At 61.2% G+C, this 18965-nt stretch carries 18 protein-coding genes and 1 pseudogene; 4 read left to right on the top strand and 15 right to left on the bottom strand.

The features are described from left to right. Positions 1-15 precede the first annotated feature (15 nt). The 7 genes from ACFWIX_RS08305 to ACFWIX_RS08275 form a co-directional block, all read right to left on the bottom strand. Positions 16-528, bottom strand: a complete 513-nt coding sequence (locus tag ACFWIX_RS08305) for a hypothetical protein (protein ID WP_377215648.1) — start codon at positions 526-528, stop codon at positions 16-18. Then, on the bottom strand, positions 515-2143 hold the full coding sequence (locus ACFWIX_RS08300) for a type IV secretory system conjugative DNA transfer family protein (protein WP_377215903.1): 1629 nt from the start codon (positions 2141-2143) through the stop codon (positions 515-517). The genes ACFWIX_RS08305 and ACFWIX_RS08300 overlap by 14 nt, the downstream gene beginning before the upstream one ends. A 191-nt stretch (positions 2144-2334) precedes the next feature. Then, positions 2335-3780 carry an ATP-binding protein gene (locus ACFWIX_RS08295; protein WP_377215647.1) on the bottom strand — a complete coding sequence of 482 codons (1446 nt, stop codon included), beginning with the start codon at positions 3778-3780 and terminating at the stop codon, positions 2335-2337. Continuing rightward, entirely contained in the window at positions 3777-5270 is a 1494-nt protein-coding gene (locus ACFWIX_RS08290; protein WP_377215646.1) for an SCO6880 family protein, read from the bottom strand. The genes ACFWIX_RS08295 and ACFWIX_RS08290 overlap by 4 nt, the downstream gene beginning before the upstream one ends. Continuing rightward, a complete protein-coding gene (locus ACFWIX_RS08285) occupies positions 5263-6627 on the bottom strand; it encodes a type IV secretion system protein (protein WP_377215645.1) in 1365 nt (454 codons plus the stop codon). Before ACFWIX_RS08285 ends, ACFWIX_RS08290 begins: the two co-directional genes overlap by 8 nt. 3 nt (positions 6628-6630) lie before the next feature. Beyond that, entirely contained in the window at positions 6631-6942 is a 312-nt protein-coding gene (locus tag ACFWIX_RS08280) for a hypothetical protein (protein ID WP_377215644.1), read from the bottom strand. A 557-nt stretch (positions 6943-7499) separates the two neighbouring features. Continuing rightward, positions 7500-7871, bottom strand: coding sequence for a hypothetical protein (locus ACFWIX_RS08275; protein WP_377215643.1), 372 nt, complete (start codon positions 7869-7871; stop codon positions 7500-7502). A gap of 202 nt (positions 7872-8073) precedes the next feature. On the opposite strand from ACFWIX_RS08275, the gene ACFWIX_RS08270 reads away from it, so the two are divergent. Further along, entirely contained in the window at positions 8074-8949 is an 876-nt protein-coding gene (locus ACFWIX_RS08270) for an abortive infection family protein (protein ID WP_377215642.1), read from the top strand. Positions 8950-9714: 765 nt separating this feature from the next. Here the strand turns inward: ACFWIX_RS08270 and ACFWIX_RS08265 are convergent. From ACFWIX_RS08265 to ACFWIX_RS08255, 3 genes are all read right to left on the bottom strand, one after another. Continuing rightward, the gene (locus tag ACFWIX_RS08265) at positions 9715-10185 is read right to left on the bottom strand and encodes a hypothetical protein (RefSeq protein WP_377215641.1); all 471 of its coding nucleotides are present in this window, start codon (positions 10183-10185) and stop codon (positions 9715-9717) included. A gap of 76 nt (positions 10186-10261) precedes the next feature. Then, entirely contained in the window at positions 10262-10549 is a 288-nt protein-coding gene (locus ACFWIX_RS08260) for a hypothetical protein (RefSeq protein WP_377215640.1), read from the bottom strand. Between the two features lie 905 nt (positions 10550-11454). Continuing rightward, positions 11455-11805 (bottom strand): helix-turn-helix domain-containing protein, encoded by a 351-nt coding sequence (locus ACFWIX_RS08255; RefSeq protein WP_377215639.1) that lies wholly within the window; start codon positions 11803-11805, stop codon positions 11455-11457. A gap of 28 nt (positions 11806-11833) precedes the next feature. Between ACFWIX_RS08255 and ACFWIX_RS08250 the strand changes: the two are divergent. Then, positions 11834-12067, top strand: a pseudogene (locus tag ACFWIX_RS08250) (Lsr2 family protein); the annotation flags it as partial. Positions 12068-12296: 229 nt separating this feature from the next. Here the strand turns inward: ACFWIX_RS08250 and ACFWIX_RS08245 are convergent. Further along, complete coding sequence (locus ACFWIX_RS08245; protein ID WP_377215638.1) at positions 12297-12578, bottom strand: hypothetical protein; 282 nt, start codon at positions 12576-12578, stop codon at positions 12297-12299. Between the two features lie 47 nt (positions 12579-12625). Between ACFWIX_RS08245 and ACFWIX_RS08240 the strand changes: the two genes are divergently transcribed. Then, positions 12626-12820 (top strand): recombinase family protein, encoded by a 195-nt coding sequence (locus ACFWIX_RS08240; RefSeq protein ID WP_377215637.1) that lies wholly within the window; start codon positions 12626-12628, stop codon positions 12818-12820. Between the two features lie 80 nt (positions 12821-12900). Here the strand turns inward: ACFWIX_RS08240 and ACFWIX_RS08235 are convergent, their stop codons facing one another. The 4 genes from ACFWIX_RS08235 to ACFWIX_RS08220 all read right to left on the bottom strand — a co-directional run bounded on the left by ACFWIX_RS08235 (position 12901) and on the right by ACFWIX_RS08220 (position 16480). Next, positions 12901-13431 carry a hypothetical protein gene (locus ACFWIX_RS08235; protein WP_377215636.1) on the bottom strand — a complete coding sequence of 177 codons (531 nt, stop codon included), beginning with the start codon at positions 13429-13431 and terminating at the stop codon, positions 12901-12903. A 191-nt stretch (positions 13432-13622) separates the two neighbouring features. Next, a complete protein-coding gene (locus tag ACFWIX_RS08230) occupies positions 13623-14138 on the bottom strand; it encodes a DUF1643 domain-containing protein (RefSeq protein ID WP_377215635.1) in 516 nt (171 codons plus the stop codon). 757 nt (positions 14139-14895) lie between these two features. Beyond that, positions 14896-15597: a DUF6308 family protein gene (locus tag ACFWIX_RS08225; RefSeq protein WP_377215634.1), complete on the bottom strand. Its 702-nt coding sequence runs from the start codon at positions 15595-15597 to the stop codon at positions 14896-14898. A gap of 55 nt (positions 15598-15652) precedes the next feature. Continuing rightward, entirely contained in the window at positions 15653-16480 is an 828-nt protein-coding gene (locus ACFWIX_RS08220; protein WP_377215633.1) for a DUF6994 family protein, read from the bottom strand. Positions 16481-16744: 264 nt separating this feature from the next. Between ACFWIX_RS08220 and ACFWIX_RS08215 the strand changes: the two genes are divergently transcribed. Continuing rightward, positions 16745-18637, top strand: coding sequence for a DUF262 domain-containing protein (locus ACFWIX_RS08215; RefSeq protein WP_377215632.1), 1893 nt, complete (start codon positions 16745-16747; stop codon positions 18635-18637). The last annotated feature ends 328 nt before the right edge of the window (positions 18638-18965 follow it).

Here is an 18965-nt window from a genome sequence, read left to right as displayed (position 1 = left end):
CAACAGCGACATGATTCAGAAGTCCGCAACCAGTTGATGGGCAGCCTTCCGCCACTCGACAAAGTCTGGGTCATCACCAGAAAGGATCCGTGGCGCCGGCTCCTTGTGCGCCTGCAACCCGACGCACCCGGCGGTGCGGGTGTGCGTCCTGAGACGTTCGACGGCGTGCGGGAGCCTTTCGTGGAAAGCGAGCGGACCAAAGCCCGGGTCGTCCTGCGTGTACGAGGCGAGCTCCGCGCGGTGCAGCGCGTACAACTCAGCCACAATCTCAGGGTGACGCCACCAGCAATCGGGAACTACCGACGTCGTCAGCTGATATGTCGCGACGAGCCATCGCACCCAAGAGAAAAGGGTTCCCCAGGCTTCCTGGGACTGCTCCGTCGTCATCTCCCGCCACCGGCGGGTCACGCTCTTGGTAACCGCCGAACCACCAAAAGCGGATCGAAAGAGCTGCGCGGTGATCTCGTCGTCCCCAAAGGAGCCCGCGGATGGGACATCGAACTCCTCAGTCTCGTCATGGCTGCGCATCCGGCGGCCCTTCTGTCTTTTGCTGACGCTCCCTGTGCCCGTCGGCCAAGATGCGCTCCATTTCTGCCTTCAAGCGGCGCAGCTCCCCTGCGTCCTTACGCTTGTGCCACTCAAGTAGGTCGAGCAGGATCGGTCGAGTCCGGCGCCCGAGCATCAACGCCGTTCCGGCAGGCAGGCGCCGGATCTCGTCCAGAGCGATCACCGGGAATTCGCGTATCTGCTCCCCGTCCTGCCTGCCCGCAGAAGACCAGGACCGCGTGGTGAGGGTGAGGCTCCGCTCCCCAAGCAATCCGGCAAGGGAGCGAAGATCGCGTTCGTCGGATCCACCGCCAAAGATCACCTTGATGATCGCGGAGTCCCAAATTGTTGATGCCTCATCGATCGACCACCCTGAGCGGGCCTGGGACAAGGACTGCAAAACGACGAGTGTCGAGATCCCGATGCCGCCGCCGTCGGACAGCGCCACAGGCAGCCCGGGCCAGGGGGCGAGATTGGCGATCTCGTCCAGAATCAAGGAAAGCGGTGGCTCAAGCCGCCCGCCTGGTGACACGAAGGCCATCTCACGGGCTGCATTGTCGATGTCGTCAATCAGAGCCGATAGATAAGGCCCTGCAGCAGCTGCCCCCGCCCGAGTGCCGATGAGATACAGAGTCCCCCGTTCCCGGATGAAGGCTTTCGGATCGAACTCTTCGGATGCGTCCTGGGGATTCAGCGCGGCCCGCACCTTGGGCGATGAGAGAGGTGCCACCGCCGCCGAAACGCCGATCCACGAGTTAGAAGTATTCCGCGGATCGTCCTCCAGGATGCCCATCAGGTCGGCCTGCCAACCCAGCGCCGCGCCCGGCTGGCCCAGCACCTCGAGCGCCTCCCGCGCCAGGACCGGGCTGGATGACCAGCGCCGGAATGCCGCCACTCCCTCGCCGCACAGCGCCGCAGCGTGAAGAAGACATTGAAGGACGATCAGCGAGCGCTTCTGCCACGCAGCGTTCTCGCCCTTCATCTCGGTGTCCGCGGTAATGACCAATGCCCGCCGGGTCGCAATGTCCGGGTCTTCGCAGCCGCGCACAGGCGACCAACGAAGCGACGTCGGAATCCCCGACATACCTTGAGGGTCAAAGACTGTCACGGGTCGACCACCGGAGGCCCGGGCCTTCATCGTCACCACCAGGTTGTCCGCTCGCGTCGATGTCGTGACAACTGCCCCCGGCGCATCAAGAATGGCGTTGATGACCACATATAGGCCCTTCCCGGATCGCGGCGCCCCCTGGATCACCATCGACTCCTCCGTGGAAACATGAACGGTGACGCCGCGGGAGCGGCCCAGCGTCCACGACACGTCCTGCACAGTAGGGTTCACAAGTCCGGGCCGGGTGAACTTCCCCCGTTTCCGCACAGCCCTTGCCCCGAAATCGTGGAGGATCTCGGCGCGGCGGGCAACGCCGTCGCGGTTCAGGATGTCTTGTCGCAGCCACCCTCCGGATTGCTTCCACCGCCGCAAGGCAACAATGGCACCAACGGTAAGCGCAGCCGGCAGAAGCAGCGTCGGGGCCAAGGCCCACCAAACAGCGCCTGTGCCGACTACACAGCCGGAGCGCGGCGCCACTATCCAGTCCATCCGGTTGGCGAGAAGTCCGACGGCGGCCGCTGGGTTGAAGGGCGACGACGGTGTAGTGCCGCATCGCCACGACACGACCACGTGACCGGCAGCCTGGACGGCCGCGCAAAGGCACACGTAGGCCGCCGCGCCAATGAGCCCAGCTGTGACCAGCGGATTGTCGCTTGCAGCCCGCGCGCTGCCCGGCCTCCTCACAGCATCCTGTCGTCTGTCCCAAAGACAGCAAGCTCATCGGTGGTCACGCGGTTCGCGACGATGAAGGAGCGGTTCCCCACCTTCCAGAGTCCAACGCCCTTAGGGAGATTCTCCACGTGTTCACACTCAGCTTCAGTCAGGCCGAGAGCTTCCTTGGTCAGGCGCATTGCGTCGTGTTTCTGGCGGTAGATGATCCTGGTATCAGCCTCAGTCAGCAGGCCGAGTGCCTTCTGCCGGTGTCCGCTGGTGCTGTCACCGATCTCATTGAGGTCCGCCACCTTGTGCATGATCAGCAGGTTCGCGATCCCATACGTTCTGGCGAGCCGCCACTGCTCGCTCATCTTCGCCAACATGTACGGGTCCGCGAGCATCCGCCACCCCTCGTCGTACACCACAAGCCGCTTCCCGCCGTCGGGGTTCGTGATGGCCGCTTCCAGCCAGGTGGCACCGCAGGCGGCGGCCAGTGAAAGCGCCTGCTCCGATGCCCCGATCAGTGCCGAAGTGTCCATCACCATCATCGGGGCGTCAGCATCGAAGGCGACCGTGGACGGCGCATCGAACATGCCTTCAAGGTCGCCCGATACGGTCCGCCGCAGGGAATGGCTGACAGCAGTCCCGCCCTCTACGCCGACCAGGGCGGTCATCTCCCTGGACGGTTTGAGCAGGTGGTCCAGCACCATGGGCAGCGTGGGGTTCGAGTTCTCAGACATCGTCTCCATGAGGGCGATGTCCAAGGCTGTGTGCTCCACAGGGCGCAGGGGCGTGCCCTGCCGCATGAGGGAGACCAGTGCCACCAGGAGATAACGACGGCGTTGCCTCACCACTGCTTGCCACTGCGCCTCGGTGAGGGCGCTGGGACGGGGACCGGCGTCGAGCGGATTGACCCGTGCGGGCCGCCCTGGACCAACGGATATGACCTTGCCGCCCACTGCTTTGGCGACCGCGACCCATTCCCCCTTCGGGTCGGATGCGACGGCTGCCTTTCGGCCGAGGGTGATGGACCGCGTCACCAGGGACTTGCCACACATCGACTTGCCAGTGCCCACAGTCCCGATCACTACAATGGATGGGCCGCTGATAATGCCCTTGTCGTAAAGGATCCAGGGGTCATAGGAGAAGGCCCCGGAGCCGAAGACGTCCGTGCCAATATAGGTCCCTTCGTGCCCCAGACCGGACTCGGTGAGGAAGGGGTAGGCGGCGGCGAACGTCATGGTGGAGGCACGGTGCGGCGCGGGTCGCAGCCGGTGTGGGCCACGCAGGGAGTTCGCCTCTTTGCTGCCCCAGTCGCCCGGGAGTCGAAGAGCCGCAAGGTCAATCCGTTTGTCGGCGAGCGCTGTGTTAGCCGAGGTCCCAGCGGCTGGCGCGGTCCGCCGTCGTACTTTCCGCTCCCGGCGGTCCTTCCCGGACGGAAGGTACTCGAAGCTTTTCGTTCCCTTGTTCACCGCAGTCCCCTTCCGAGAGGGAGCCCACCGGCGACAAACGCGGCCCATTGCTGCCCGTAGAGAAGACGGAGCTCGACGAACGCTCCCGCGGCTGCGGACTCCAGTTCCTGGCGGTGCCGCGCGAGGTCCTCCAATGAGGACGCGGTGACGGTGATGTAAGCCGCTGGCCTCACGTCGCCATGGCCAGCGACGATCTCTTCCTCCCGCTGAATCACTTCCTCTTCCTCGGCCTTTTGCTCGCGGGTGAGTGGTCTGTCGAAGCGGGCGTTGATGCGCCGGCGGGTCTCATGCGCTTCCTGCGCCGAGCGGATGTCGCGCAGCGCCTCCGCCGTGGGCACCGCCCGGATGACTTCCGTGAAGGTGTGGCGGAACTCGCCGACGTAGATCAGGGGATGAAGGAACCCGGGAAAGACTTTCTGCCGCGGCCACTCGGCGACCCAGAAGGTCTGGTGGAACCCGCTGTCGGTGCGCAGGTAGGTCCAGTGTTCCTCCACGGCCATGGGCCCGTGGCGATGGAGGTGGTCTGCCTCCCTGTTTGCCGGGAGGTCCGACGGCGGGGCTGCCGCCACCGCGGTGTTGGCCGGCGGCACAGTGGCGGGATCGAAGGCACCACGAATGACGCCGAGCAAGCCCGGCTCGCTAACCCATTCCTCCACGTTCACGTTGTGTGTTCCCAGCGACGTCTTCATTGCCTCAACTTCCAGGCGTAAGACGCGCTCCAGGCCGGTGAGCCCGCCGCCCGACTCTTTGATCCGGCGTCGAGACTTGCTCGTGTCCAGAACGATCGCCACCAGGAGCTCATGGCTCATGGTCGACCCGGCGGCACCCAGTAGGTCCTCGTAGGCGCGTTGTCCCCAGCTTGGCTTCGTGTCCTGAGGCTGCTGCGCGTTGTCGCGGTAGAAATCCCAGAGCGCAGACGACGGGTACGGCACGGTGTAATCCTGAACGGCAACCCGGGCTACTCCGGGCCGTTGGGCTATGCCGGCCTGCACACGCGACCAGGCTTGGACAGCCCACGCCTTGTCATCCGAGTCGAGCAGGGCAAAGGACCGGGTACTGCAGCGCAAGACCGCGATCGCTTCCCTGCCGTGACGGTCAACGATAAAGCATTCGCCATTGGCCGTCGTTCGGATTTCCAAGCTACCCACCCCGCCAGGGAGAGCGAGCCTCCCGGCCAGTTGGGGTGCTGCCGGCCTGGCGAGGAAACGTGTCTGTCCTGACGCCGCGCGATAGAAGTACAGGGCGATCTGCTTTGCCCAGACTGGATAAGGGATGCGCGAATACTGGAGGAGCCCGAGCAGCATCAGCCCAAGCCACATGGGCCCGGAGGTAAACAGGCCAGCCGGGCCGCCACTGGCAGATGCCACGATGGCGACCGCTCCTCCCATGGCAACGATCAGCAACTGGTACCACTTGAGCCCGAGGAAGAACCCTCGGCGCTCGTACCTGGGGAACTTGACAGCCTCAAGGGCGCGTGCGTCTTCAGACATGCGGATTGCCTCCGTTCGGAGGGTCGATTCTTGGTGGGTTTGGTTTCAGCGGCCGGATGCGTGATCGCCCTGGTGCGCTTGGGTTCGGATGCGCTCGCGGTTGGGCTTCTCCGGGTGGGAATTGCCGCGCAGTCCCTGGAGCAACGCTGCTTTGTCCCTGAGGAGCCGCACGTCCGAAGCTGGAGGACTCGGATTGGTGCAGGACATTGGGCGCTGCAATGGAGGGTCCGGTGCTAAGAGTCAGTTGGCCCTCACCCTGGCCCGCAGTTACTCCGGCTGGGGCGGGTGCCACCACTTGTGTCGGTAAGATGTTGCGGTTTGAACTGATCGGCCGTGTCATCGCCGAGCGACTGACCATGTTCGCGAGCGTGAGCCTTCCTCCGGTCTGCCTGCTGAACTGACGGGCTGCCACACTGCTGCTACGGGACAGGATGTGACCACCCCCTGCAGTTTGGGCTGCTGCAGCCAGTTCCCCTCCCGCAAAGCTCACCAATCGCATGGCCATCAAAGGTGCACCGCAGGCAAGGGCCATACCCACCGCGCCGGCCGCCAGACCTGCAAAGGACTTGGACTCAGCGAACAGCTTCACCGCAACTGCCAAGACTGTCGCGGCGAGCGGTTTGGCAATCACCAGGGCGATGACAACCTCGCTCCAGCGCCGCGCCCAGGACTTCGTCTTATCCCAGGGCAGCAGCATGAGAGCGACAGGAGCGACGGCTGCCAACACGACGAGCGCAAAGGAGCGGAAGATCATCGAGCACATCAGAATGAAGGCCAAGATCCACACGACAATGACGGCCATCACGGTCACAACGACAGCACCCGGCGCGCCACTGATAGTCCCGGGCGCCAGAGAGACCAGGTTCCATTCCCGGCCTGCTCCTTCTGGTGCCCGATCAAAGCCAAAGAGCCTCATGAATACCAAGTAGGGGTCAGAGCCGATGGAGTCGAGCAGCGCGGCTGAGGCTAAGTCGCTGACGCGCGTCAGTTGCCGGACAAGATAGACCGCGGCACCGACGAGAGGAATTGCGGCGGCTCCGCCGAGCACTGCGCGGCCAATGCGTCTCGGTTGCTGACTGACCAGCCCAGACAGGATTTGAAGAATCATCACGACCACGAGTGGCGTCATCATGACGACGACCCACCAGTTGGTCAGCCCTCTGATGGAGAGCCACTGGGAGTCGTCCACGTCTGACACGGTGAAGGCGCCAGTGATGAAGGCCCACAGCCAGGAGGCCAAGTTCTCGAGGATGTTCGCGAAGAGGGACGTGACTGCGCCTAGCGCGTTATCGTTCGCTTGTGAGACAAGGCCGCAGCCGGGCGGCCACCATCCGTTGAGGTCGCACTCAACAGGCATGGGTCAGAATCCTAGCGGGAATGCAGTCTGGGACCAGAGGATATAGCCGTTAATACCGCCCAAAATGGCAGCCACCGGCCCTGTCCACAGGAGGATCACCCCGCCGCCGGAGGCAAGGCGCGACGACTGGCTAAGCTTGCCGGCAAGCAGCATCGCGGCACCGATGATGGCCACGATGGCGATGATGATGAAGGCGCCGACGAGGATACCGCCGCCAATCTGCTTGAGCGATTCCAGGAAGGGAAAGCTCGCGTTCGGGGTGATCCCAGGGTCCACCGCTGCAAAGTACATGGTGCTCCGTCCGTCTTGTTCCATGGAGTGAGCAGATGAGCTCACGGGTTCATGGAAATTGCGGGACGAAGCGACATGACTCCACCAGCGATCACCCTACAAATGACAGAAGCACCGGACTTGCAATGACTCCAGACAAGATTCAGGAAGGGCTGGGTTAGTGAGTGGGTCGGCACATGGGGCTGGCCGGATTGAGCGGTCCGCCGAAAAGCCATCCTTACATCTTGGACCTAGGATGATCGTTTGCCGGTCCAACGAGCTGACCGCAGCACTGCCGGACGCGGCCAGCGCGGCTTACCACTTGCAGGCGGCGGTCACTGATCTCGATGTCTGGCTCGACGACCAGTTGGTCGATGCCGCTACCGGCGGTGACTGCCGATGAGCAGCGCTGTCTTAACCCACATGCAGTCGCTGTGCAGAGGGCTCCTGCTTGTGTTCGGCTTGGCAGTCCTGGCGGCGCTGGCACTCGATACGATGTCATCGGGGGCCGGCGGACAGATCGTTGCGCTCATGGGCGGCGGGATCATATGGACGCCTTACTTGTTCGTTCTGGCCGTAGGCACCGTGTTCTGGCTGGTGATTCAGTTGCTGAAGGCGTTAACCCTTTCATATGGTTCCACCAGGCCGTCGCCGGCGTAACCGTAGACCGGTGCACCCAGCGGCCACCAGCAGGAGATGGCTGACGGCATGACCGGTGACGACGCCGGCGGCAGTGCGCTGAGTGGATCGCCGGCTGGTACGGCCTGCTCCAGTCCATCGCCTGGGAGGCGCTGGTCCCGCTCTTTATCGACTTGCTGATCATCGGCCTGGTCCTCTTCACGAAGATGGACCGCGGTTCGGCGATCAAGAAACTCATGGTGCGCGACGTCTTCATCGGCATCGGTCGGCCGCTCATCGGATCGATGTACACCGGTGTCCTCGACAAATTCGATGATTCCCTGATCGGTCAGCATGCGGGCCCGACCCGGGTCGTGCTCTCGACTGACGTCGACTTCAACCCTTGGATGATGAACGACCGGCTGGGCATTCGGCGAGGACGACGAGACTCGCCTCGAGCGGTCCTGAGCTCTGACCGAGAATACACTGGTCAGACGACCCGCGACGAAATCTAAGCACGCGCTGAACTACTGCTCACAGAGGAGGAAGTAAACGGACATGGGATGGTTCACCCCGCGATTGATGCGCTTGCTCTCGGATGAACTGACCGCTATGCCAGTGCGCCAGATCGACGCTTTGTTCGATGATCGGGGTATCGTGCTCGGTCCGCCGCAGCCCCGCGAAAATGACGAGAGCGTTCGGCGGGAGCGAATGCGCCGGTACCTCGCGACGCTTGACCTGAACGGCAGCGCCGACGTGCAGCGGCTGACAACTGTATTCAGCGACGTGCTGCAGAAGATTTTCAACGACACCGGGGCTGGTTGGGGCAACGACGACGGGTTACGGGACAAGTGGTGCAGGATCCTGCGCGAGGACGGCTTCCAGGTCGACGAGGCCACCGGCGTGGTGCGACTTGGCCGGGTCGGGGCGCAGCTAACCGAGCACGCGCTCAACGCTCTTCCCGATCCGCAGTCCATCCATGACCACCTCCGCAGGCTGGGTGACAGCGTCGACACGGATCCTCGGCTCGCCGTGAGCACGGCCAAGGCACTGATCGAGTCAACCGCCAAATGCGTGCTCACTTCCCGGGGGAGGAGTTACACCCGCGCAGCAAAGGTACCTGCCCTGGTCACCGCGGCACAGGAATCACTCGGCTTGGCAGCCAAGTCCGTCAGCGACGAAGACCGAGCCCTCCGCCAGGCCCTGCAATCGCTCGTCACCCTCACCCAGAGCGTTACCGAAGTCAGGAACAACGTCGGCATCGACCACGGAGCGGAGGAAGTGCCCCGATGGGTACGCCCAAGACACGCCCGTCTGGTCGTTGGAGCGGCGCAGGTCTGGTGCCAGTTCATGCTGGAGACCTTGGCGGATCCGGATGCGCCCTGGCGTCGCTCGGCATCCCGATCCCGGAGATCGAATGGGACGCTTATCTAGCGTTTGCGACAAACCACTTCTGAGAGACCGACAATATCGGCGTGTCCTGCGTTACGACAGGGGTACAGACCCGCCGCCAGAGCTGAGTTGCAGACGCTCGTTTGTGAAGACCCATTCGTCAAGGCTTCGGCAGGAAAACATGACTACGTAATACTGCCCATGCCATAAAGTGCTGGCATAGCAAGGCTCGTAAGCGGTACGTACTCAGGTGGTGTTCATGCCTTCTCGCAGTCATAAGAATCCCAACGTAAGCGCTGGCGGGCAAGAGCCCTTGGCCCGACCCACCGAGGAAGAGTGCTGGGCCAAGTTCTGGGCAGGCATCGCAGCTATCTGGGTGAGCCTCCCTCTGGAAGTGCAGCAAGACTATGCCCGCCGGTATCCGCCCCGTAACTAGGTCTCAGGCTGAAGGTTCGCGGTCCCGCCTACCTTGTCTCATGGCTCCGGCGTAACTGTCCGAAGCCCGGCGCATGGTTCTCACCATGACAAGCAATGGCGACGGTTCGGACTTTGGCGGAATCCAGGAGACGATCCTCCAGAAAGAGGAGGAAGCTGATTGAACGGATGCCAGAGGCCTCTATATTTCCGCCAGCATCGATCGGCCCCGGGCACATATAGGGGACGGTTTTCCCGGACCGGTCTTACGAGAGTCCGGCACCCCGGAACTCTGGCGATTCTGATCAGCGCTATCCAAGCCTGGAAGGCGGTGTCGGTGGACCGGCTTGCGAGCGACTAAGGCGTCTCGTAACTTGCAATGAGGCGAGGCGTCTACCCTAGGTTGATGTAAACACGGATAATTCGGCCGTCGTGCATCTCGCCGTAGACAGGGTAGACGCCATCTCCCCAGGCAGTGAGGAAAGCAACTCCGGCACCAGAATGACCCAACCTGTAAGCCAGTTCTCCGTACCCGTTAGACAGCGTTGCTTCCATAACCCCTCTGTAGGAGTACGACGGGAGCTTCTGACTATCACCGGGGGCATCATCAGCAGCCTCAACTTGACTTGACTGCCGTCTGCCCACGATTTCCGCGACCGTATGCTCATCCAGGGCAAGATCGTGTTGCCACTCTTGGTCGATGTAGCAGGGGTCAGTGATCATAAGTTGTCCGCTATCGACGCCCACCTCGCCCATTCGAACGACCTGAATCTCGTTGACCTCCGGCAGAAGTGAGTCTACGGATTCGGGTTCCTCTACATCTCGCTCGTCTTCTGCGTCCTCTTCTTCCTCGAGAGCGAGCATTAGCCTGAATCCACGTGATCTTGATAGGTCAGCTTCCAACTTGGCTTTGTCGCGTTCGAGGAGCTTGAGGGCTTCTTCATGCCGACCTTTGTCCTCGGCGAGACGTGAGATCTCCTTCGCGAGTTTGGATACGATCGCTCAATATGCGCTCCATAACTTCCGGCGATCGCTTTTCCAGCTCCTGCGCCTTATCGCTCCACATGTCGCGGTTCTTCTCGACGCTTGAAATTGCGGCGTCCTTCGACGTGAGAGCGGCCTTAAAGTTGTTGACGTAGAGCTTCCATATAATTGCGCCGCCGACCAGCGCTCCGACGTTGACTAGAAGCTGCAGAACGTCGACTGCTGGCGTGATCCATGATGGCATTTCTCCCCCTCTTCCCTGTGCAACAGTCAACCAGCGAAAAGTCGTCACTACCAACGACGCGGCGTCACTATCCTGTCCCTCTTAGCCGCCGATGTGCACCGGCGGAGACAAGTAAGGCGACCGGCTAACGGGCACCACATTTTGCATCCGCAACGGATGGCACTACCGGGTGGCCACAGGAGCAGATCATTCAAGTCGGGGTAAGTCTTCTACGAGTGCATCGAGAAGCCCTAGATCGTACCGCCCGGCGAGAGGCACGGTTTCGAGGATTGAAGCGACACCATTTTGGGGGAGCTGCCACACAACATGGTTCGGTTTGAGCCGGTCCAGGCTCTCGTACCACTCAATAAGGGGCTCCCGTAGTTTCGCGTGGAGCTCGAATGATCGCCGGGAGCGAGTCGAGTCGCTCTCTTTCTGGAGCCGAAGCGTCCTCTGATCGGGCACGGTCATCAGCACGATGTCGGCAAATCCGATTCTTTGTTGGCTCATGGCCTCACGTACACATGCCAACTCGTAAGTGAATCGTGATATTGGAGCTGCGCCGACTCGCGCCAGGCACCAGGAGTAATGGAGTTTTAACGGGTCGCTGTCGCAGATCGCCAGCCCCTCACGTTTCTCGAGGCCCAGAGCCTGCGACCAGCGGACTGCATTTACACCAGTCCAGTATCGGGCCTGGTGCCCGGCATCACTTCCGTCCGGTTCAGTGCCCGTTGGAGTGTATTCAGCCACAAACTCCCTTGCCGCAGACCTGCACCATGTCGTTTTCCCGGCCGCGCTTGGACCCTCAACTGAAACAATCACCAAGCGATGCTATATCGCAGGAAACCTCGTCGCGTTGAACCATCCGGTATCGGGCGTTCGTACCGTCTCCCCTGGTCATTCGAGTCTGGTAGGTGGCCGAATAGCTACTCTTGATCCTCGGATTCAGCCCCGTCGTCGAAATCACCGGCCGCGATGCGCTCGGCGGTGCGCTGGTAGGCCTGGGTGATGTAGTCTTCAACGTCCTGGCGACCAATGCGCCACATGCCCCTTCCACCGACCTGAAAAGCACGCAACTCCACCGTCCTGATGAGACGTTGAACGAGGCTTTGCTTCACGTTCAACTCGTCGGCGACCTGGGCCAAGGTCAAGAAACGGGGCTGGTTTGCTTCATCAGGCACCGGGCCATCATATGTGTTGCCTCGCTGCGGGGCTTTCCCCGCCAGAGGGAGATCGGAAAGGATATGGATAAGATGCCATTTCTTAACTGTCTGCATCAGAAAATACAACTGATAGCCTTAATTCATTGCCCAGAAAACAGTAGTAATTCTTTCCGATGACCTTGACGGCTCGGAAGCCAATGAAACCATCACGTTCGGCTTGGATGGGTCGGAATACGAAATTGACCTGAATGAGGCTCATGCCAGTGAGCTGCGTTCAGCCTTAGAACGCTTTGCCACTGCGGGACGCAGGATATCCGGAGGCCGTGGACGCCCGGCCGGACGCAAAGCCGGCGGTTCCGGGGTGGATACCAAAGCCGTCCGGATGTGGGCCTTGGATGACGGGCTCAAGGTGAACACCCGCGGTCGTATCCACAGCAGGAGATTCTCGAAAAATACCAGGCCGCGCACTAAGAAGTCAGTACGAGCCGGATATGGGGGCCGTCGGCTGGTACTGACTATTTCCAACGTAAACTGCCCGGCCGGAGTGAGCCAACCAGGAAAACGGCAGGAAGTACCTGGTGTTCCTGTAGTTGATTTATTCGTGCTTACGGAATCAGGTTCCACGCCAGTAGTCGATGTTGCCTGTGTGCTTGATGGTACTCGTGGTGCTGCAGGAATCTGTCGAAGCTCCTTTCCGCTTTCGCCACGGCAAACAGCGACCGGAACTCGTCGTAGCGGACGGCCATCAGGCCGTGTCCTTTGCCGTTGAAGGTAGCGAAGCCGCCGGGCAGTTGGCACACGAGTTGGGCGTGAGTTTCCGGGGTACGTGTGTCAGTGATCCTGTCCAGACACTCCAAATAACTGGCTTCGGTGGGCTGGTGTGCCATTGAAGTTGGCAAGTCGCCCCACCGCTCCACGTCGATAGGCGGTTTCGGTGAAGCTCCGCAGGCCACCGCCGACGACCCTCGGCGCAGACCTCCGGGAACGCGGTATGGGACTGCGTGTCCTGGAGCAGGGCATCGACACCGCGACCGCGGAAGGTCGGGCAATGTTTGGGATGCTCTCCGTCCCGGCCAAATTCCAGCGGGAACTCCGGTACATTCCATGCAACTTGATCCCGTTAGTGTGAATTTCCGTACGGATCATCCTCCGACCCCCGGGGCGAGAGGCGCAGCTCGCCCGGTAGCCCGGCTGGGGACTCGCGGGCGCTCAGTCCGGCTTGTTCGCCTCGTATGTCTCCCAGTCGCCGTAGCCGGTGTCTTGAAGCCACTGCGCCATCGCAGGCCCGCCGCGGGCCATATAGAGGCTGGGGTTGTACTCGCCGGTGACGGGGTAATGCGGCACTGGGTCTTCGTAATCGTATGACCGACGAACTCCGGGGCTCTTCAACTCCACCGCGCGGGCCAAAGCATCTCTTTCCGCCAGCGCCCTCTCGCGGGCCACACGGGTCTCCCGGAAGACCGTGAATAGCGGCACGAGAAGTGTCAGAAAGAGCATGACGATAAAGGCGACCACCCACGGCACGGCACTGCTACCGCCGTCCGTGCTGTTCCCGATGGCGATACCGATAGGCACGAGCAGGAAAGCCGTCAGGACGCCCCCAGTGATGTAGAGCGCCCGAGTCGCGGGAACCTCCGACCACGGCGGGTTATTAGCAACAACGGTCAGACGCTTGTACTCCGCCCAGGTTTCCTCGGACATGCGGCACCGCAGATTGTAGTCCAGCTCGTACTTGGCCACGTCGCACTGCCTTCCGGTTGATTTCGCCAGCGTAGCACTCGACTTCCACGTCCTACCCAGGCGGCTAGGCTCCGCCTGCTGCGACGCAGTGTGCGACCGGAGGGCATCCCCATACGAAACGGTCAGACCCGGTCGGGTGGGCGCAAGCATTACACCTCTGTGCGTGTGCGATGCACCCAGCATCTCTCTGGCTACAGACCGCGCAGATAGGCCCCGACATCGAAGCTCTCAAATGGGAGGTAGGTGCCTCGCGACGGATGGCGCGGATGTCCCTTAGTTGTGAGCCCGCCGAGCGATATCCAGTCGCAGGCAGAGGCGTCCGTGATTCTCACGATCCCCTCGAGCGTCTGACGAAGGTACCCCCTGGTCTTGATTGGCTCGCCCCAGGCTGCCAGTAGCGTGAGCTTGTGACCATCGACGAACTCGGCGATGTGTCGCTCGTTCTCGGCCTTCAGCTCCGGAACGAGGGTGACGTGCAGGCCCTTGGGATCGGTCGACCGCTGCGGGTAGAGGTTCAGCATTACCCAGCTATCGTGCTTGTTCCTCTCCGCGTAGCCCCGGACCCTGCGCAGGGTGGGATCCAGATCTCCCGGGCTCGCGGTGCTGGGGTTCACGCCGACGCAGATCAGTGGGTTCACGCCCACCGTGCCCAGTAAGAAACGTGCGGAGTTGTCGGCGTTGCGCTCGTAGATCCACTGCTCGGTCACGGTGCGTCTGTCTCCTCTGGGGTTCAGCTCAATGTACAGTGCATGCCACGTGATCCCCTAAGCGTGAATATCCGTAGGATCATCCTCAGACCCCGAGTTGTCCGGTCTGCTCGGGGCGAACAGGCTCGTCCTTAGAAGACCGCGTTGCGGGGTGTCGGGCCGTGCTTCTGGACGTGGGCGTGGATCGCTTCATCCAACTGCGTCAACCTGCTCCGGCGGGACCGGATCAGCGCCTCCGCGAATGCCTCTAAGAGCACCCACTTGTCGCCGGCCATCCGGAAAGCGACACCCTGGCCTGCGCCGGACCATGACGCGACGCCGGTCCGGCCATCACCTGCTCACGCGACGCCGGGCGTGCTCCATGCGCTGATAAGCGCAGTTATCAGGGACCCGACGGCAAATGGCACTTTCCCGTCTTACTCAGAGTCGGATAGTGGGAAGGGCAGTCCCCACAAGCGACCCGAGGCCGGCCCACCCAGTCCTTCTGGCAGTCATAAGAATTTGAACGTAAGCGCTGGCGGCCAAGATCCCATGGCCGACCCACCAAAGAAGAGTGCTGGGCCAACTTCTGCGCAGGCATTGCAGCTATCTGGTTGACCCTCCCCTTGGAAGTGCCGGTCGCGTCGGGGGCTCGTTTCCGTACTCATACGAAGCTCCGAACTCGTAGCTATTCCTTCATCGGACGACATCGGCCGGCTGCGAAGCTGGCGTGGGCGGTTGCGGGATTCGACCAAGTTTGTCGTGGCTTCGCTGTGCTTCAGCCAGCGATTCCGAGTTTGCCGGCTCGCCCGCCCTTGATGCCATGGTCCTTGCCGTAGCGCCACAGGATGGCGTCCATGATTCGCAGTTCGGAAATGGGTGTCTGGACCGTAGAAAGCTTGTGAATGCGCCCCAATCGTCCAGCAAGGTCGGAGTCTTCCATGAAGAGGTTGTGCCAATTCAGCCATTGGCCTTCAGAGGTGTCTTTGCCCACGACTGCCCCAATTACTTTGTCCCAGATGGGGATGAGATGCGGTCGCTTCCTCGCCATGATCTTGCTGGCTGTGGTGGCCCCGACATCCCAGCGCGTTTTGGGTGTGCGTCTCAGCTCCTGCCAGAGCTGCCATGAGGGGCTGCCCTCCCCGAGAGTGGCTTCTGCTTCCGCGACCGTGAGGTCGCTCATCTTCACGTCGGTGGGTATATCAGCCAGGAGACCCTGTATTTTCCCCGCCAACAGCTCCTCTTGCAGTCCGATGATGGCCTGGGCCGGCACTTTGACGCTGAGCATGGACACGGCGACAGCGTCGCTGTCCGTGATCCTGTCCCTCACCTGCGGGTTGTCGCCGCGGTTTGCCCATTCATCAAAGTAACTGCCGGTACTCAGCAGCCCCGTCTTTCTGGACGGTTCAAGGTAGTAGCGCCGGAGCAGTTCGGCTGCGGCTTCGACGTTCTCTTCTTTCAGGATGGCTGGTAGTTCCATGGATCCCCCTATGGCTTCAACGCGCGGACTATGACCCTGCGACGTCGCTGGGTAGTCAGACTGTATGGCGAACCTCCATCCCGGGGTGGTTTTCCTTGACCCACTTGGCCATCCGCCCGCTCCGCTTTTTGATGAACGTCAGCACGTTCTCCCTGTATTCGATGTACTCCAGGGTTGTGGCCGGTGTTCCGGAACGCTTGAAGTTGTTCGGCTCCAGGAAGTACTCGATCTTCTCGTAGTCGGAGCCGGGTGCTATGAGGTCTTGAAAGTGGAAGAACTCCACGAACCCTTTGAACCCTTGCTCCCGCTGCCCGAAGAGCTCGAAAAAGTCCTTGTAGGCGGTGGTGACATCGGCAAGGGGGCTGTCTGGTTCTCCTGTGTAGTGCCGCCGGATGCATTCGAGAGTGAGGTCTATGCGATCCGCGATGAGCAGCCGGCTCCCTCGGGCCGTGTTCATGGTCGGGAGATCCTTCGACCGGAGTGGCCAGATCATTGCGCTGCCGATCGTGTAGGGCGGGTTGAGGTACTTGATCTTCTGTTCCGGAGTCAACTCTTCGATGGCGTTGACTAGGGCCCTTGATCTGGGCCTCTTCGCCTTTATCCAGGTGGTGTAAGAGGCGGTGATGGCGTCGCTGCCGTAGCAATGCCGATCTGAGTTTGCGTCCGTGAAGATGAGGTACTCGCTCTTTCTGGTTGTCACCTTCGGAGCGAAATCACCTTCGGACGGCAGCTCTTTGCTCCAGAGCAGCTCATGGTCCCACCGGAGCAATTGGCTGTCACTATCAGCGTCGGGTTTGGTCCTTGAAGGTGTGTCGGTCTTGTAGTTGAACGAAGTGTCGAAGACGCGCGGCAGATGCTGCTGCGGATATTTCGGATACCTCAAGTTTCCCCCAAAGACCAGAGTGATCAGACGCTCAAATCCGATGGTTGGTTCCGCAAATTTCGCGATCGTCGGCTTTGCCCCACATTAGGTGCCACTTCCTGATATTGACACCCCAGGTGCCCCATTGACCGTCGACAAGGCAGCATTCGCCGGTGTCGTGCCAAAGCGAATGACTCGAAGATCGACGGCACAGGAATTGCCGCTGCCACCCTAAGTTGACCGATAGCGTGTGATGAAAAGGTCCCGTATTGAAAGGTACATGCAGTGGATACTCATCCTCGTAGTCCGCGAGACCTGTTCGAGGGTCGTCGCCATTTTGAGATTCCCGCATTTCAACGCCCCTATGTCTGGGATGAGGAGAGTCAATGGGCCCCTCTGTGGGACGACGTGGTCCGGGTTACGGAAAGTCATCTTCTTGATGGGGGCAAGCCCCCCATTCCGAATCACTTCCTGGGTGCGGTCGTCTACGAGTCGAAGCCGCCGTCTGCCGGCGATGTGACACGACACGAGGTCATTGACGGCCAACAACGCATGACGACGCTTCAGCTGTTGCTTGATGCCGCCCATGAAGTCATCGCCGGGCGCGGACACCAGACGGAAGCGGATCAGCTTGAAGAACTCATCCTGAACAAGGCGTTGACCTTCAAGGGGCGCATCGAGCGCTTCAAACTGTGGCCATCCCAGGCGGATCGATGCGCCTTCGCCCATGCCATGGGTCCGGAGGAACCGCGGGTCGAGGAGCATCGCGTCATCGAGGCTCACGACTTTTTCCGACGCGAAGTGGAGCGGTGGCTATTGGGTACGCCTGATGAGGAAGGGATCGTCCCGCCCGGCACTGAAGAACTCCGCGCTGCGGAACTCTGCTCAACGCTTGAACATCGACTGGTCGTCGTCGCCATTGATTTGTCCGGTCATGAGGACTCACAGCTGATCTTCGAAACGCTGAACGACCGGGGCACGCCACTGCTGAAAGCGGACCTCATCAAGAACTGGGCCTTCCGCAAGGGCGAACAGATTGGTGCGGATGTGGACAAGTGGTCCAGGACGCACTGGGCCGACTTCGATACCGTATGGTGGCGGGCTGAGATCTCCCAAGGCCGTCAAATCCGGTCCCGCGTGGACATCTTCCTGCAGTACTGGCTCACGATGCGCTTACAGGAAGAAGTCAAAGCGGAATTGGTGTTCAGGGTTTTCGCAGACTATGCAGGGTCGCGACTAAATACGCCCGATGGCGCGGAAGCATTGTTGACGGAACTGCGGAAGGACGCCGACACCTACCGGGGTCTCAGCGAACTCGACGTAGCAACGCCCGAAGGAAGGTTCCGCTCCCGTGTTATCGAAACGATGGAGCTGGCCGCCACCACCCCCGTCTTCCTCTGGCTCCTCTCCGAGAATCATTCGGTTCCCCGTGACCAGTTGCGGATAGCACTGGATGCCATCGAGAGCTGGGTTATCCGCCGCACGCTCCTGCGGAAGACCGCCAAGGATGTAAACCGCTTCATGGTCGCTATCCTGAAGTCGCTCGGAGGCGTTGAAGCTCACGAGGCGGGAAGCGCCATCCGGGACTTTCTTTCGGAGCAGACCGCGGAGACCCGTTACTGGCCTTCCGATCAGGAGATGCTGACGACCCTTCCTGATGTGAAGCTCTACGGGAACATCCGCCAGTGGCGGCTCCAGGTCGTCCTCCGTGCCGTCGAACAACAACTTCGTAGCCAGAGCACGAAATACGAAGCAGTCGAGCTTCCATGGGGATTGGAAATCGAGCACGTTATGCCGCAAGGTTGGCGAACTCACTGGGATCCGCAGCCAAGACTCACGCCTGAAGAGGCAGCTGTGCGTGACCGGGTCGTAAATACGATCGGTAATCTCACGCTCGTGACCAAGTCACTGAATAGTTCGCTATCCAACCGCCCTTGGACAGACAGAGACGCCACGGGACTCATCGACGGCGGTGAGTCAGGCAAGGGCAAGCGAACGCTGCTCGACGCCTTCAGCCTTCTGGTGCTCAACAAGGAAATCATCCAGGGCCACATCGATCTCTGGACTGAAGCCGACATCAAGGAGCGCTCTGTGGCGCTGACCAAGGCAATCACTGAGATTTGGTCCGGTCCCTCAATGGAGATCCAGGAAGCAGCCTATGAAGCGGCAAGAGCTTAGTGTTCCGGCAGCTTGATCTCGTTTGGTCCGCCTGGCTAGTCCTCGCCGCTATCGTACAAAATCAGGCTTGCAAGGGCTCGTCGCAGGCTTTGCAGGCCTTCCGGCCGCCGACGCTAGTTTCTTCTATCACCAGCAGCCGTTTGGGGTTTTCGTCCCAGACATTGCCCACTGAGTTACACCAGGCCGGGTGGCAGACCTTTCCCGAGCACACCGCGTAAACCTGGCCCGGGCCTACCCTGGGCGAACCATCGCTGCGACGTAACGCTGGTTCAACCGCGCGCAGCTCCCCCAATTCCTTGGACTCCTGCTTGGCTTTTGCTGCCGCCTG

It is taken from the genome of Pseudarthrobacter sp. NPDC058362 (assembly GCF_042723515.1).
In the GTDB taxonomy this organism is placed as follows: domain Bacteria; phylum Actinomycetota; class Actinomycetes; order Actinomycetales; family Micrococcaceae; genus Arthrobacter.
The sequence above is the reverse complement of the archived record's forward strand: the minus strand, read 5'-3'. Positions and strand labels throughout refer to the sequence as shown.

Excerpts from the sequence above, each read along its gene's own strand:
- ACFWIX_RS08305 (WP_377215648.1), bottom strand. The coding sequence starts at position 528 with ATGCGCAGCCATGACGAGACTGAGGAGTTCGATGTCCCATCCGCGGGC.
- ACFWIX_RS08300 (WP_377215903.1), bottom strand. The coding sequence starts at position 2,143 with ATGGACTGGATAGTGGCGCCGCGCTCCGGCTGTGTAGTCGGCACAGGC.
- ACFWIX_RS08290 (WP_377215646.1), bottom strand. The coding sequence starts at position 5,270 with ATGTCTGAAGACGCACGCGCCCTTGAGGCTGTCAAGTTCCCCAGGTAC.
- ACFWIX_RS08285 (WP_377215645.1), bottom strand. The coding sequence starts at position 6,627 with ATGCCTGTTGAGTGCGACCTCAACGGATGGTGGCCGCCCGGCTGCGGC.
- ACFWIX_RS08280 (WP_377215644.1), bottom strand. The coding sequence starts at position 6,942 with ATGGAACAAGACGGACGGAGCACCATGTACTTTGCAGCGGTGGACCCT.
- ACFWIX_RS08275 (WP_377215643.1), bottom strand. The coding sequence starts at position 7,871 with ATGCTGACCGATCAGGGAATCATCGAATTTGTCGAGGACACCGGTGTA.
- ACFWIX_RS08270 (WP_377215642.1), top strand. The coding sequence starts at position 8,074 with ATGGGATGGTTCACCCCGCGATTGATGCGCTTGCTCTCGGATGAACTG.
- ACFWIX_RS08265 (WP_377215641.1), bottom strand. The coding sequence starts at position 10,185 with ATGCTCGCTCTCGAGGAAGAAGAGGACGCAGAAGACGAGCGAGATGTA.
- ACFWIX_RS08260 (WP_377215640.1), bottom strand. The coding sequence starts at position 10,549 with ATGCCATCATGGATCACGCCAGCAGTCGACGTTCTGCAGCTTCTAGTC.
- ACFWIX_RS08255 (WP_377215639.1), bottom strand. The coding sequence starts at position 11,805 with ATGCAGACAGTTAAGAAATGGCATCTTATCCATATCCTTTCCGATCTC.
- ACFWIX_RS08245 (WP_377215638.1), bottom strand. The coding sequence starts at position 12,578 with ATGGCACACCAGCCCACCGAAGCCAGTTATTTGGAGTGTCTGGACAGG.
- ACFWIX_RS08225 (WP_377215634.1), bottom strand. The coding sequence starts at position 15,597 with ATGGAACTACCAGCCATCCTGAAAGAAGAGAACGTCGAAGCCGCAGCC.